The organism is Deinococcus pimensis DSM 21231, assembly GCF_000519345.1.
In the GTDB taxonomy this organism is placed as follows: Bacteria; Deinococcota; Deinococci; order Deinococcales; family Deinococcaceae; genus Deinococcus_A; species Deinococcus_A pimensis.
The window spans coordinates 96,627-110,800 of sequence record NZ_KI912670.1; the positions used below are offsets into that span (position 1 = coordinate 96,627).

13 protein-coding genes are annotated in these 14,174 nt (G+C 69.5%); 11 read left to right on the forward strand and 2 right to left on the reverse strand.

What is annotated here, in order from left to right:
- The 4 genes from DEIPI_RS32855 to DEIPI_RS0119575 all read left to right on the forward strand — a co-directional run.
- On the forward strand, positions 1 to 1,229 hold a 1,229-nt coding region (locus DEIPI_RS32855; protein ID WP_211238321.1), incomplete at its 5' end, for a YhgE/Pip family protein.
- 120 nt (positions 1,230 to 1,349) lie between these two features.
- Positions 1,350 to 2,537: a hypothetical protein gene (locus tag DEIPI_RS0119565; protein ID WP_045234749.1), complete on the forward strand. Its 1,188-nt coding sequence runs from the start codon at positions 1,350 to 1,352 to the stop codon at positions 2,535 to 2,537.
- An 88-nt stretch (positions 2,538 to 2,625) separates the two neighbouring features.
- Entirely contained in the window at positions 2,626 to 3,396 is a 771-nt protein-coding gene (locus DEIPI_RS0119570) for a ParA family protein (RefSeq protein ID WP_027482883.1), read from the forward strand.
- 10 nt (positions 3,397 to 3,406) lie between these two features.
- A complete protein-coding gene (locus DEIPI_RS0119575) occupies positions 3,407 to 4,279 on the forward strand; it encodes a ParB/RepB/Spo0J family partition protein (RefSeq protein ID WP_245588609.1) in 873 nt (290 codons plus the stop codon).
- 153 nt (positions 4,280 to 4,432) lie between these two features.
- On the opposite strand, the gene DEIPI_RS0119580 is transcribed toward DEIPI_RS0119575, so the two are convergent.
- Positions 4,433 to 6,151, reverse strand: a complete 1,719-nt coding sequence (locus DEIPI_RS0119580; protein WP_027482885.1) for an ABC transporter substrate-binding protein — start codon at positions 6,149 to 6,151, stop codon at positions 4,433 to 4,435.
- Positions 6,152 to 6,478: 327 nt separating this feature from the next.
- Here DEIPI_RS0119580 and DEIPI_RS0119585 point away from each other — a divergent pair, with 327 nt between their 5' ends.
- From DEIPI_RS0119585 to acuI, 3 genes are all read left to right on the forward strand, one after another.
- On the forward strand, positions 6,479 to 7,240 hold the full coding sequence (locus tag DEIPI_RS0119585; RefSeq protein WP_027482886.1) for an SDR family NAD(P)-dependent oxidoreductase: 762 nt from the start codon (positions 6,479 to 6,481) through the stop codon (positions 7,238 to 7,240).
- 664 nt (positions 7,241 to 7,904) lie between these two features.
- On the forward strand, positions 7,905 to 9,299 hold the full coding sequence (locus tag DEIPI_RS0119590; protein ID WP_027482887.1) for a replication initiator protein A: 1,395 nt from the start codon (positions 7,905 to 7,907) through the stop codon (positions 9,297 to 9,299).
- A gap of 67 nt (positions 9,300 to 9,366) precedes the next feature.
- Positions 9,367 to 10,365 carry an acrylyl-CoA reductase (NADPH) gene (acuI, locus tag DEIPI_RS0119595; RefSeq protein WP_027482888.1) on the forward strand — a complete coding sequence of 333 codons (999 nt, stop codon included), beginning with the start codon at positions 9,367 to 9,369 and terminating at the stop codon, positions 10,363 to 10,365.
- Position 10,366: 1 nt separating this feature from the next.
- Here the strand turns inward: acuI and DEIPI_RS0119600 are convergent, their stop codons facing one another.
- Positions 10,367 to 10,783, reverse strand: a complete 417-nt coding sequence (locus DEIPI_RS0119600; RefSeq protein ID WP_027482889.1) for an ANTAR domain-containing protein — start codon at positions 10,781 to 10,783, stop codon at positions 10,367 to 10,369.
- Between the two features lie 159 nt (positions 10,784 to 10,942).
- Here DEIPI_RS0119600 and DEIPI_RS0119605 point away from each other — a divergent pair, with 159 nt between their 5' ends.
- The 4 genes from DEIPI_RS0119605 to DEIPI_RS0119620 form a co-directional block, all read left to right on the forward strand.
- Positions 10,943 to 11,275: a cyclic-di-AMP receptor gene (locus DEIPI_RS0119605; RefSeq protein ID WP_027482890.1), complete on the forward strand. Its 333-nt coding sequence runs from the start codon at positions 10,943 to 10,945 to the stop codon at positions 11,273 to 11,275.
- A gap of 167 nt (positions 11,276 to 11,442) precedes the next feature.
- Positions 11,443 to 12,792 carry a DUF4350 domain-containing protein gene (locus tag DEIPI_RS0119610; RefSeq protein WP_027482891.1) on the forward strand — a complete coding sequence of 450 codons (1,350 nt, stop codon included), beginning with the start codon at positions 11,443 to 11,445 and terminating at the stop codon, positions 12,790 to 12,792.
- Positions 12,793 to 12,932: 140 nt separating this feature from the next.
- Positions 12,933 to 13,766: a GAF domain-containing protein gene (locus DEIPI_RS35780; protein WP_052351841.1), complete on the forward strand. Its 834-nt coding sequence runs from the start codon at positions 12,933 to 12,935 to the stop codon at positions 13,764 to 13,766.
- Between the two features lie 38 nt (positions 13,767 to 13,804).
- On the forward strand, positions 13,805 to 14,174 hold a 370-nt coding region (locus DEIPI_RS0119620), incomplete at its 3' end, for a universal stress protein (RefSeq protein ID WP_027482892.1).

A 14,174-nucleotide genomic window follows, 5' to 3' on the forward strand; every position in this document is an offset into this window, starting at 1 on the left:
AGGGGGCCGGTCAGCTCGCCACAGGTGCCCGGAACGCCGAACAGGGCGCGAAGAAGCTCGCGGGCGGCGCCGCCACGCTCGCACGGAAGACCGGAGAGGCCGCGACGGGCGCGGGGACCGCCGCCGACGGCGCGGCCCAGCTCGCCTCCGGAACGGCGAGGCTCACGAAGGGCGCGCGGGAGCTCCAGAGCGGCGCTACCACGCTCGCACGGAAGTCGGGAGAGGCCGCGACGGGCGCGAGGAAGCTCGCCGAGGGGGCAGCCTCCCTCCAGGGCGGCGTGGACACTCTGGTGCAGGGCAATGTCAGGATCAAGGACGCGCTCGGTGAGATCACGTCGAACCTGCCCGCGCAACCTGACCTCGATCGGCTCTCCGGGGGCGCCGCCACCCTGGCCGGGAAATCCGCTGAGCTCGCGGGCGGCGTGTCGAAGCTCGCGGACGGCGCGGGCACGCTGGCGAAGGGCTCGCGCGATCTCGCGGGCGGCGCGGGCCGCCTCCGCGACGGGCTCGCCGAGCTCTACGAGAAGGTGCCCGCCGACGTCGAGCGGCTCGGCGGCGACCCCGAAGGGCTCGCGGCGAGCGCCGTCGTCGTGGAGACGAGCACCGCGCGGGTGCAGAACAACGGCGCGGCCTTCGCCCCGTACTTCATGGCGCTCGCGCTGTGGGTGGGCGCCACGATGACCACCTTCATCTTCCCGTACCTGCTGCTGCCCGAGAGCGGACGCGCCACCTCACAGGCGGCGCGCGTGGCGCGCAAGTTCACGGTGCCCGCCTTCTACGTCGTCTCGCAGGCGCTCGTGGTGGTGCTCGGCCTGCACCTGCTGGGCGTCACGTACCTGCACACCGGACTCGTGGTGCTCACGGTGGTCCTGGCGAGCCTCACGTTCATGATCCTGATCCTCGCGCTCAACCTGCTGCTCGGCGCGGCGGGACGTCTGCTGGCGCTCGTGCTGCTCGTGGTGCAGCTCGGCGCGTCGGGCGGGTCCTACCCGGTGGAGCTCTCCTCCGACTTCTTCCGCGCCATCCACTCGGTCATCCCCGTCACGGACGTGGTGAACGCGCTTCGCTTCGCGATGTTCGGCTCCTACGAGGGGCAGTACGGGGTGTTCATGACGCGGATGCTGCTCGTGGCGCTCGTGAGCCTCGCGCTGGCCCTCCTCGCCCGGCGCCGCTGGGTGTTCACGCCCGACGAGAAGTTCCGCTCGCCCATCATCACCGACGTGGGCTGAGCCGTGCATGTTGGAGGAGCCGCCCGTCGGGCGGCTCCTTCCCGTTTTCGGGGCGCGGGGCACATACTGGACGTGACCTCGCGTCTTGGTCCGCCCGACGGGCGGTGCCGGAAAGGACCCATGCTGCGGCTCGTCCTCGTCTCGCTCGCGCTGTCCGTCTCCTCCGCCCTGCCCTCCTCCACTCCCGTCGTGGACGTGGGCGTCCCGTCGGACCTTCCTCCACGACCCGTGCGGGACCTGAAGATCGCCGCGACTCCGGATGGAGGTCTCGTCCTCGGCGTCGTCAGCGATCTGGGACCGGCCACGCAGGGTCGGGGCGTGTTCACGGAGCGCACGCTCGGCGCGTGGGAATGGCGGGAGGGCGCGTGGCGCCCGCTCGGAGGCGTGCTGAACTACGACCGCGCACGGCCCGTCGCGAACCTCGACCTCGCGCTCGACCGTGCCGGGACGCCGGTGATGGCGTGGAACGAGAACTCCGGAGACAACGACGTCGTCGTGTTCCGTGCCTGGCGGGACGGGGCGTGGACGGACTGGCGCTCGCGCTACATCGGCATCAGCTCTCCGCAGTCCGCGAAGACCCGCGCGCTCGCCGCGCTCGGCGGCGAACCGCTCCTGGTGTGGGGCGAGAACCTCCGTCAGGGCGTGGGCACGGTGCTGACCCTGCGGCGCTGGCAGGGAAACGCCTGGGCGCGCAGCCCGAGGCTCAACACCTCGCCCTACGCCCGGCAGCCGTCGCTCGCCCTGGACGTCCGGGGCGAGGCGACCGCCGCGTGGATCGAGGGGAACGTGAACGAGGGTCAGATCGTCGTGGCGCGCGTCGACGAGCGTGGGGCCACGCCCGTCGGGCGTCCGCTCACGCACGGCGGCCCGAGGTACGTCACGTCCCCCAGGCTGGCGCTCGACGCCTCCGCCCGTCCGGTGGTCGCCTGGGCCGAGGACGTGGACGGGCAGGACACCCTCTTCGCGGCCCGCTGGACGGGTCAGGACTGGCAGGCGCTCGGCGGCGCCGTCAGCACGTCGTTCGCGTCCGCGCCCTCCCTCACCCTCGATCGGGAGGGCCGCCCCGTACTCGCCTGGGTGGAGGAGCGCGCGGGCGTGGGCCAGGTGCACCTCGCGCGCTGGACGGGACAGACGTGGCGGGCGTCGGGCAGCGTGAACCGCGACGCACGCAGGGACGCCAGAACACCGAGCGTCACGCTGGACGTTTACGGGAACGTCGTCCTCGCGTGGCGTGAGGACGTGGGCGGGATCTACCGCGTGCAGATCGAGCGCTTCGCGCCGGGCGACTTCGGCGGACAGGGAGGCTGACCGCGGTCCGTGACGCGCGGCGACCGGGGAATCACCCCCGCGAGAACGTCGCCGTGCGCTCGCCCGTGAGGCCGGGTAGACTCCTTTCATGCGCGTCCTGACGTTTTTCAACCACGCCGGGGGAGCGATGAAGACCAGCCTCACCCGTGACGTCGGCTACGCCCTCGCCACCTTCGGGGCGCGGGTGCTGCTCATCGACCTCGATCCGCAGGCGAACCTCACCGACTGGCTCGGCGCCGGTCCCGCGGAGGTCGAGCAGACCGCCTTCGAGACGGCCGCGTCGGACGCGCCGCTCCCCGCGCCCGTGGAGGTGCACGGCCTGCACCTCATCCCGGCCAGCGTGGACCTCGCGATGGTGGAGGGCCGCATGATGGGCGTCGTGGGCGCGCAGCTGCACCTGCGCAACCACCTGCGCGACCTGAGGGAGCGCTACGACGTGGTGCTGGTGGACTCACCGCCGAGCCTGGGTCAGCTCGCGGTGCTCGGCGCGCTCGCCGCCGACCAGCTGGTCGTCCCGGTGCCCGTCCGGGACAAGGGCCTGCGTGGGCTGACGGGACTCACGGAGGCGCTCCGGACCTACCGCAAGGTCCGTCCCGATCTGAGCGTCGGGCTGTACGTTCCCACGCTCTACAACCGCCAGCGGCGGCACGATCAGGAGACGCTGGAGGTGCTGCAGCGGACGCTGAGTCCGCTCGCCACGCCGGTACCGCAGCGTGAGGCGGTGTGGCTCGACAGCAACACCGCCGGGGAGCCGGTGCTGAAGTACGCGCCGAGCAGTCCCGTGGCGGCCGACGTGCTGCGCGTGACGCGCGAGGTGGTGGAGGCCGTGAGGCTCCCGCTGGCGGTGCCGGGTGAGTAGGCGCCGTCCGATGGGCGACCGGCTCGCGGGGATCCTGGGCGCCACGGCGGTCGCGGAGCTCTCCACGACCGAGACGCGGCCTCCCCGCGTCGTCCCCGTCTCCAGCCTGCGAAGCAGTCCCTTCCAGCCCAGAAGGACCTTCGACGAGGCCGCGCTCGCGCGGCTCACGGCGAGCGTGCGCGAGCAGGGCGTGCTGCAGCCCCTGCTGGTCCGCCCGTCGGAGGGCGGCTACGAGATCGTGGCAGGCGAGCGCCGCTGGCGTGCCGCGACGGCGGCCGGTCTGCAGGAAGTGCCCGTGGAGGTCCGCGAGCTGAGCGACGCGCAGGCCTCCATGCTCGCGGCGGTGGAGAACCTGCAGCGCGAGGACCTCGGCGTGATCGACGAGGTGGACGCGACGCTGACGCTCGTGGCGGGCACGCTCGGCGTGGAGGCGGCGGAGGCGCGCTCCCGGCTCAACGCGCTGCTCCGACGCCCCGACGAGGACCCGGAGGCGGTGGCCCTGCTCGAAGGGCTGTTCACCCAGCTCGGGCGCGGCACGTGGCAGTCGTTCACGAAGAACAAGGTGCGTGTCCTGAACTGGCCGCCGGAGGTGCTGACGGCGATGCGCGAGCGTGGACTCGGCTACACCGTGGCGGGCGTGGTGGCGGGCGCGCCTGCGGAGCACCGCGACGGGCTGCTCGAACGGGCGCTCGCGGGCGCCACCCGCGAGGAGCTCCGGGCGGAGCTCGCCGGGCGTTCTTTCCGGAAAGAACAGGACGACCGGGCCCGCCGCGTCGCGCGAAACCTGACGAGCGCGCGCGCCCTCGCGGGCCTCGACGCCCGACGTCGGGCCCGGCTCGGCAAGCTGCTCGCCGAGCTCGACACGCTGTTCGGCGAGGGATGACGGCGAGGTCGGCGACGCGCCGCCGGCTTCCGAATCTCCTTCCCGTCCACCCTCGTCGGCGGTTCGGCACAGCATCTCATGGCGAACCACCCTGCCTTGGCAGGGTGGTTCGGTGAGCTCAGAACGTTCGGACGGGACGTCGCCGGTTTCGCGTCACTTCTTGCTGAGCTGGCGCCAGAGGGTGCCCGTGTAGCCGAAATTGATCATCGGGTTGTACGTGGCGCGGCTCACACCGACGAGGTCGTCACGGATCACGATGAAGCCCACACCGGCAGGTTGCAGGATGAACGGCGCGGTGTCGAAGGCGCGGTTGCCGATGAGGGCATACAGCCGATCGCGCTTCGCCTGATCGGTGGTGCTGCGGGCCTGCTGCACCCAGGCGTCCACGTTCTTGTCGGCGTAGTTCAGGCGCGGGCTGTAGTAGCCGTTGCTGCTGTAGAACGTGTTGATGAAGTTGTCGGGGTCGGCGTAGTCGGGGAGCCAGGCGAGCACGATCATGGCTTCCTTGCCGCTCTTGGAATCGTTGAGCATCTCGGACCACTGCTTGCCCTCGATGTTGACCTTGAACTTGGGGTTGAGGGCCTCGACGCTGCGCTTGAGGATCTCCATCGCGGTCTGCTGCGCGGTGTTCCCGGCGCGGTAGCGGGCGGTGAGGACGAAGCCGTTCTTCCAGACCTGACCGCCGAAGGCCTTCTTGAAGGACGCGGTGGCCTGCCTGGGATCGTAGGTGTACTTCCTGACGTCCTCGGAGTAGCCAGGGAAGGACTCCGGGAGCGCCATGGTGCGCTGTCTGCCCTTGCCCTGCAGGACATCCTTGATGTAGCGGTCGTAGTCGAAGGCGTAGCTGAACGCGCGGCGCACGTTGACGTCCGCGAAGAAGTTCGCGGGGATGCCCTTGCCGTCGAGCTTGCCGCTGCCGAGCGACTTGGGATCGCTGATCTTCTCGTTCATGAAGATCACGGTGGAGGAGTTGTTGCCGAGATCGTCGATGATGTTCAGCCCCGCGACATTGCGCAGCTGCTCCAGCACCGGACGCGGGCCGGTGTCGACGAGGTCGGCGTCACCGCGCTTGAGCGCTTCGAGCCGCGTCGCCTGTTCGGGGACGCGCTGCACGACGACGTTCTGGATGGCGGGCCTGCCGCCCCAGTAGCCGTTGAAGGCCCTGAGGAGCGTGGTGTTGCTGTCACGGCGGACGAGCTGGTAGGCGCCGGTGCCGCTGGGGGCCTTGCTGAGGGCGCTGTCGTTGAGGTCCTTGCCGACCCAGGTCTTCCAGCTGGCTTCCTTGCCGTCCCACTCGCCGATCTTGGCCGCGTAGTCCTTGTCGACGATGCTGGCGCCCACGAAGGCGAGCTTGGCGAGGAAGGCGGGATCGACCTGAGGCAGCTTGAAGACGAGCTGACCCTGGGCGTTGCAGCTCACGGCGCTCGAGATCTTGGCCCAGGTGACGCTCTTGTCGTCGTTGGCGTTGCTGGCGGTGCCGAGCAGGCTCTCGCTGAGGAACCACGTCCACGAGTCGCTGTTGTTCACCACGAGGGCGCGGCGGAAGCTGTACTCGGCGTCGTCGCAGCTCATGGCGTTGCCGCTGTGGAACTTGACGCCCTTGCGCAGGTCGAAGGTCCAGGTCCTGCCGCCGTTGGCCTGCGTCCACTTGGTCGCGAGCAGGGGTTCGAGCTCCCGCACGCTGTTGCCCTTGTACGCGACGAGGGTCTCGTAGATGTTCTCGACGTACTGGCCGCTGCCGGTGTCGTACGTCATGACGGGGTCGAGAGTGGGGATGTCGCTCGAGGTCTGCACGACGAGGGTGTCCTTGGGGACGGCCGCGAGTGCAGCGCAGGTGATGCCGAGGGTCAACGTCCAGATGGCCTTCTTCATGCGAACCTCCAGGGCACGGTTTCCCCGACACGCGGACGGCCCGCGGGCCGATGGCGCGGTGGGCGGGGGAAGTCGTGTTCGCCCACGGTATGAAACGAACGATGACGTCAGAATGACATACTCATCGTCAGGACATGTTCTACACGAAGTCTTCATCTTCGTGTCCGGGAGTGCCCGCAGGAGTCCGAAGAACCGATGAACCCCAGGCGTCGACGGCGGCTGGCAGGCGCTGCGGCGGGGGCGCATGATGCCGCACATGACCAAGCATCGAACGTCCGGCTCACGTCCCCTCCGAACGCCCCTCGGCTCCCGTGAAAGGCGACGGCAATGAACACAATGCTCGGTACGGTGGCCCTCGTCACGGGTGCGTCGAGCGGGATCGGTGAGGCGACGGCCAGATCGCTCGCGCGCGCGGGTGCCGACGTCGCGCTCGTCGCGAGGCGCGCCGAGAGGCTCGACGCGCTCGCCCACGAACTGTCGTCGCTGGGACGGCGGGCACTGCCGATCACGGCGGACGTCACCGACGAGGGGCAGGCTCGGGCGAGCGTGGACCGCGCCGTGAGGGAGCTCGGGCGTCTGGACGTCCTCGTGAACAACGCCGGGGTCATGCTGCTCGGTCCCGTGCAGGACGCGCCGACCGAGGAGTGGCGCAGGATGCTCGACCTCAACGTGCTGAGCCTGATGATCTGCGCGCACGCGGCACTGCCGCACCTCCTGCGGGCCGCCGAATTGAGCGAACGGCGTGTGGCGGACCTCGTGAACGTGTCGTCCGTCGCGGGACGCGTCGCGCGCGTGGGAAGCGGGGTGTACAACGCGACGAAGCACGCGGTGGGCGCGTTCAGCGAGTCCCTGCGGCAGGAGGTGACGCGGCGCCACGTGCGTGTCAGCCTCATCGAACCCGGGGCCGTCGTGACGGAACTGCCGAGCCACAACCGTCCGGAGTCGCTGGAGATGCTCAACCGACGCTTCGAGGGCGTCGAGCGGCTGGAGGCGGACGACGTCGCGGACGCGATCACGTACGTCGTGACGCGCCCGAGGCGGGTGGCGATCAACGAGCTGCTCGTCCGCCCGACGCAGCAGGAGGGTTGAACGAGGCGAGACCGGCGCGACGAAGCCCAGTCGTCGAGGAGTCGCGAGTACGGATCTGTCCAGACAACCCGGCACTGTCTAGACAGCCAGAACCTCGATTGAGGCTTCACTCCGAACAGAATCAGATAGCGACCTTTTGGGGGCATCCACCCGAAGACCATAGCGACCTTTTGGGGGCAAATCCGGTTAAAACCCCGTCTAGAACGCGGGTTTCTCCAGTGGACGTCGATAGCGACCTTTTGGGGGCAAACTCGCGTCGGAATAGCGACCTTTTGGGGGCGTTTTCCGCCATTTCTGCACTTTCCCCCCAAAAGGTCGCGCGACCTTTTGGGGGCATGAGCGGCAGATTTTAGCGACCTTTTGGGGGCATTCGCACCCCGCAATAGCGACCTTTTGGGGGCAAAAGAGGTGCATAATAGCGACCTTTTGGGGGAATACTCCCCCCAAAATAGCGACCTTTTGGGGGGGAAAGCGCTGAAAAACGCTGTCCTGGAGGTGCATAGCCTCTTCGCCTTGTTGTTGTCAACAATGTGTTGAACAAAAAAAAGAAACCAAAAAAAACAACAACACACGCGTGCGCGCGCGCGCGAGGCGGACCGACCGGCTTCACGCCCGTCCGACGATCTGAACCACAAAGACTCCGGTTGATACATTGAGGGCGCGTATGGAGACGACCGGCCAGCACCGACCGTATCGGGACGAACTCAACCTCGCACGACTGGGCCTCATCAGCCTGCAACGCGACGTCGACCCGTCACAGACGCGCTGGGAAAGCAGATTCGTACGGGGAGACCTGAAGTGTCACGTGGAGATCGTCGCGCCCGAGGGCCTTCCACACGGCATCGACAGCGACGTCATCATCGCCGTGCAGACGCTCTTCGCCGAGCAGGGCCTCCCCGACGACGACTCGGTCGTCACCACCCCCTACTGCCTGCGAAAGGCAGCAGGACTCGTGAACAACGGAAAGAACTACGCGAAACTTCGGGCCAGCCTCAGACGACTCAACTTCACGAACTACGTGATTCGGGACGGCTGGTGGGACGCCCGTACGAACCGGTGGCGATTCTCGGGAAAGACCCTGCGGATGATCGACGACCTCGTGTTCCGGGACAGCGAGCGCCTCGACGGGAACGTCGAACTCGACGCGCGAGGAACGCTCCGCATCAGGCTCAACCCCCACGTCGTCAGCAACATCCGCCAGGGGTACACGCGGCTCCCCGACGCGCTCCTGATGAGCCGTCTCAAGCAGCCGACGGCGCGCGCGATGTACCGGCTGCTCGACGCGCACCGCCATGACCACGCGCAGCCGGCACGGCGTGTGGAGCGCCTCGAGTTCAAGCTGATGGAATGGGCCGAACACTGCCGGATCGTCAGTGACCGCCCCGACAAGATCACACGCAATCTCGACAGAATGCACGTGGAACTCCTGGAGCACGGATTTCTCGATGACGTCACGTACGCCGGACGGGGCCGCGACAAGACCGTCACGTACCGTTTCGGCGCTGCGGCCCGAGACGCGGACCCCAGGGTGGTGCAGTTACTGGTGGACGCCCATGTCGTCCGTCCGATGGCGGAACGACTCGCCCGGGAATTCCCGGACCACGCCGAGGCCGGGCTCGCGCTGGCTCGGCGCCTTGCCGCATCGAGCCAGCCCAGAAACATGCCAGGCTTCGTCGTCGACGTCATCCGCCAGTTCGACGCCTACAATCGTCCCCATCCCGGAACCTCACAAGGAACTTACTCACCCGCGATACGTGGACCGCAGTCTTACGGTGAGGTTCGACGAGCGCCCGAGACCCCGGAGGAGACGAGCGCCGAAGACCGGGAATTTCGTGAGCTTCCTCGTGAGCTTCAGGCCGAGCGGACCGTCCGTGACCTCCGAGTCTGTCTGGGCAGGCGTGGTCTGGACCAGCGCCTGTCGGACAGGATCCAGGCTGCCGTACTCGGTGGGCTCGACGGCTGGACACTCCGGCAGGACGTCCTCAGAGCCGTGTTCGAACGTCGCGAACCGACGAGCGTGATCGAGGCCACGCTCGCACGGCAATGCCCTGAGGTCTGAACGACCGACCGGAGGGCGTGGTACCGTGACGCCACCTCGGCAGCCCACACTCATGGAGGTTCCACCCGTGCCCGACGACACCACCCTCCGCGCCCTACTTCTGACCCGGGACGGAGACCACGTCCAACATGACCACGTGACCCTGCCGGTCACGGACCTGCCCGATGGGGACGTACTCGTCGCCGTGGAGTACTCCAGCCTCAACTACAAGGACGGGCTGGCGGTGCTCGGACGCCCGGGCGTCGTGAGGACCTACCCGATGGTCCCCGGGATCGACCTCGTCGGCGAGGTCGTGGAGTCGGAGTCCGCGCGGTGGAGGAGGGGAGACCGCGTCATCCTCACGGGCTGGGGTGTCGGAGAGAGGCACTGGGGTGGCCTCGCCACCCTCGCCCGGGTCCGTTCGGACTGGCTCGTCGCGCTGCCCGATTCCCTGACGTCCCTCCGGGCGATGACGCTCGGCACGGCTGGCCTCACGGCGATGCTGTGCGTGATGGCCCTGGAGGAACGGGGGCTGGTTCCGGGCACGGGTGAGGTAGTCGTGACCGGCGCGGCGGGAGGCGTGGGCAGCGTCGCGGTCGCACTGCTGGCGGGCGCGGGCCACGCGGTGACGGCGTCCACCGGCCGCCCGGAGGAGGAGGGCTACCTCCGGTCGCTCGGCGCGTCGAACGTCATCCACCGCGACGAGCTCACGGGCCTCAAACGCCCATTGGAGAAGGAACGCTGGGCGGGCGCCGTGGACACCGTCGGGAGTACGACGCTCGCGGGTGTGCTCGCGAGCCTCAAACGCTGGGGAAGCGTGGCCGCCTGCGGACTGGCGGGCGGCTCGGACCTTCCGGCGACGGTGCTGCCGTTCATCCTGCGCGGCGTGAACCTGCTCGGCGTCGACTCCGTGGAGGTTCCGATCGAGCGTCGGGAACGCGCCTGGACACGGCTCGCGCGGGACCTGCCCCATGACCTGCTCGACGCGATGGTCCGCGTGGTGCCCCTCGGGGAGGTTCCCGCGGAGGCGGAACGCATCCTGCGGGGTGAGGTGCGGGGCCGCACCGTCGTGGACGTCCGGGCGTGAGTCAGTTCGTGGGGTGGTGGTACGGCACGACGGGCAGGCGTGCCACCCGGAACCAGAAGTCGCACATGGCCCGAAGGGCGCCGCGCAACTCCACGTCGTCGGAGGGGAGCGCGAGGACCGCGTTGACCCTGGCTCCGTACGCACGCCACGCGAGGTCGTCCGTGACGGGCTCGGCGATCAGGACCACGGGAACCGGACGCCGGGCGCGCGCGCGCCAGTGCTGCAGGGACTCCAGGGGGGCCGCGTCAGGACCGTGCAGCACGATGAGCACGAGGTCAGGCTCCTGGACCGTCGCGAGGCCCGCCAAGGCGGCGACGGTCAGGCGTGCGCCGGGCAGCAGGGCGAGCAGGTGCCGTTCGATGTGACGTGACGGAGCCGTATCGACTTGGGTGATCAGCAGGAGGGAAGGAGGGCTCATGAGAACTCTCCCCATTGTGATGGATGTTGCTCCGGGCGTGTGACATTTTCTACATCCGTGAACCATGGCCACGAGGGAGCAGGAGTCCGGAACTCGAACGGCGGTCGAGCAGAGTCAGTCACGCTCAAGACCGCGAACGTCAGGCGCGGGAGCGGTACCATGAAGCTTGTCCTCGCGGTCGTTCAGGACGCCGACGTCGCGCGCGTCACGGAGTGCCTCACGTCGAGGGGACTCACGGTCACCCGCCTCGCCAGCACCGGCGGCTTCGTGCGCGCGGGCTCCACGACGCTGCTGCTCGGTGTGGACGACGAGCGCGTCTGGGAGGTGCGGCGCATCCTGGAGCGGGAAGGCCGCAGACGCACACGTACGCTCGCGCCGCCACCCATGCTCGACACCCAAGGCGGGGAGGGAAGTCTGCCGGGTGGCGGTGAGGTGGAGGTGGGCGGCGCCGTCGTGTTCGTCCTGCCGATCGAGTCCTTCGAGCGGGTCTGAGACGTTGAGCGGACGTTCACCCATCCCTTCCGGGGCGTGAACGACCGCACATGAGCCGACACGGCCCTCATGGAAGGCGGGCACAATGACCGGCGTTCGAGCGCGACCACGCGTGACGATCCGTCCAGGCGCGGCTCGTCGTCGTGCCCGACGTCACCGGAGCCTTCATGAACAAGCTCACCCGCCTTCCCGTTCTCCTCCTCCTCGCCGCGTGCGGCGCCGCGCCCGAACGTCAGGTCACCGCCCCGTCGGAACGGTACGCCGCGCTCGCCACGCCCGGCGCCCCCGTCATCAACGAGGTCTACTACGACAGTCCCGGCACCGACGCCGGGACCTTCGTCGAACTGCGCGCGCCCGCCGGGACGGCCCTGTCCGGCTACAGTCTCGTCGCGTACGACACGAACGGCGCCGCCTACCGGACGATCACCCTGAACGGCACCGTTCCCGCGAGCGGCTCCTTCGTCGTCGCGCAGGACACGTCCGTCCCGAACCGCAACCTCGTGAACGCGGGCGTGGACCTGTACAACACGAGCGGAAGCCTGCGACTGCTGTCGAACGGCGCCGTGGTGGACGCGCTCGCCTACGGCGCTCCGGGCATCTCGCTGGGCGAGGGCAGTCCCGCGTCCACGGCGGGCGGGAGCGTCGCGACCTCCCTCTCCCGGGTTCCCGACGGCTCCGACACGGACCGCAACAGCGTCGACTTCCGCGCGCAGGCCACGACGCCGGGGGCGGGCAACGGCGGCGGCGCGAGCGCCCGCAAAAAGGTCCTGTTCGACCTCACCAAACGTGAGGACGCCGGGAACGCCGACTGGCGCATCGACGGTGCCTACAGCGACTGGGCGACGAGCCTGCGCGGCCTCGGGTACGACGTCACGACCCTCACGGGCACCACGATCACCTCCACGGCCCTCGCGGGCGCGAGCGTCCTCGTGATCGCCGAGCCCCAGAACCCCCTGAGCGACGCTGAGCGTGCCGCGATCTCGTCGTTCGTGTCGCAGGGTGGGGGCCTGCTGATGATCAGCGACCACCGCGACAGCGACCGCGACGGCGACGGCTGGGACTCCCCGGAGGTGTTCGACGGCTGGGACGGCTCGACGCCCGCGAGCGTGACGAGCGCCCTGCAACGAAGCCTCGACAGTGACACGGTGTTCGGTCTGCGGCACTCCTTCGCGTCGAGCTTCAGCGATCCCGTCCTGACGGCCACGCCGACCGCCAGCACCCACCCCATCGTCACGGGCGCGGGCGGCACCGCCTCCGACGACGTGACGAGCGCGGGCGTGTACGTCGGCACCAGCATCGACGTCCTGAGCGGCACGGACGTGATGAGCGCGGGCGGCAGGACCTACCTCGGCGTGAACGCTTACGGTTCGGGCCGCGTCGCCGCGTGGGGTGACACGTCCACCTTCAGCGACGGCAGTTTCAGCGACGGCAGCACCAGCCAGTACGCCAACTGGGGCACCCTCTCCAACGCCAACCTCGGGAGGAACCTCGTGCGCTGGCTCGCCCGGGATCTCTAGACAGGCGAGTCCCGGCCACCGCACCGGAATGCGTGAACGCCTCCCCAAGCGAACCGCATCCGGCTCGGTGGGAGGCGCGCTAGCATCCGACGAGGCTCCTTTCAGGTGCCGCGCGCACTCCACCTCAGGAGCCCAGCCCCATGACCGCTCACGACGAACGCGCCGAACGCGCCCGACTCTACGAACTCCGACGGCTCGGCATCCTCGACTCGGGGTCCGAACGCCCCTTCGACCTCGTCGCCGAAGACGCGGCGGCGTCCCTCGCCGCGCCCGTCGCGCTCGTCACCTTCATCGACGAGCGCCGCCAGTGGTTCAAGGCCGCGGTGGGCACGGACCTCGGCGGGACGCCACGTGAGATGTCGTTCTGCACGCACGCGCTCGGGCTCACGGAACCGCTCGTGGTGAGGAACGCGGCGGCCGACGACCGCTTCGCACGCAACCCGCTCGTGACGGGCAGCGAGCACGTGAGGTTCTACGCTGGAGCCCGGATCGAGTCGCGCGGTCAGGCGCTCGGGACCGTCTGCGTCCTCGACCGTGAACCCCGCGACGTGACGCCCGGGGACCTGCGGACCCTGACCCGCCTCGCGCGGGTCACGTCGGCCCTGCTGGACGCCCGACAGGACCGGGGGGCGGCCTACACGCCGCTCGGCACGCCCGCCGCGCTCGCGTTCGCGGTGCTCGACGAGCACAGACGCGTCGTCCGCGTCAGCGAGGCGGCGCGCGGTCTGCTCGGCCTGGACGCGCAGGTCGTGAACCGCGACGCCCGTGACGTGCTGCGTGTCCGCTGGGTGAGCGAGGCGCACGAGCTCGCCGCGCGGGAGGCCGTGCGGCGTGGGAAGCGCTGGACGGGCCCCGTGGTCGTGGAGGTGTTCGGCGCGACGATGGACGTGAGGGCCGTGTCGATCACCCTCTCACCGTCTCCGGCCTGCGGCGGACTCACCGTGTACTTCTGGAACGTCGAACGTCGTCCCTGAGTGTTTGCGCCCCCCCGGACGGAGGGGTACGTTGAGGCATGACGCCTCCCACCGACGTTCCCGTCTACCGCCGCATCCTCGTCGCCACGGGCGGCGCGCCCCACTCGGACCTCGCGGTGGAACGCGCCGTCACGCTCGCCCTGCGTTTCGGCGCGACGCTCGACGTCGTGACCGTGGTACCGGTGATCGCGAACGCCCTCGTCAGCATGGCGGTCGGCCTGCCCGGAAGCGAGTCGCTGGAGGCGCACAACATGGAGAGCGAACGCGCCGTGCGCGAGGAGGTGCTCGCGCGGACCGTCGAGTTTGCCAGGTCGCGGGGCCTGCCCGTCACGGGACACCTCGTGCACGCCCCGCGGCCCGCCGACGCGATCCTCGGTGTCGCCCGAGACGTCGGCGCGGACCTCATCG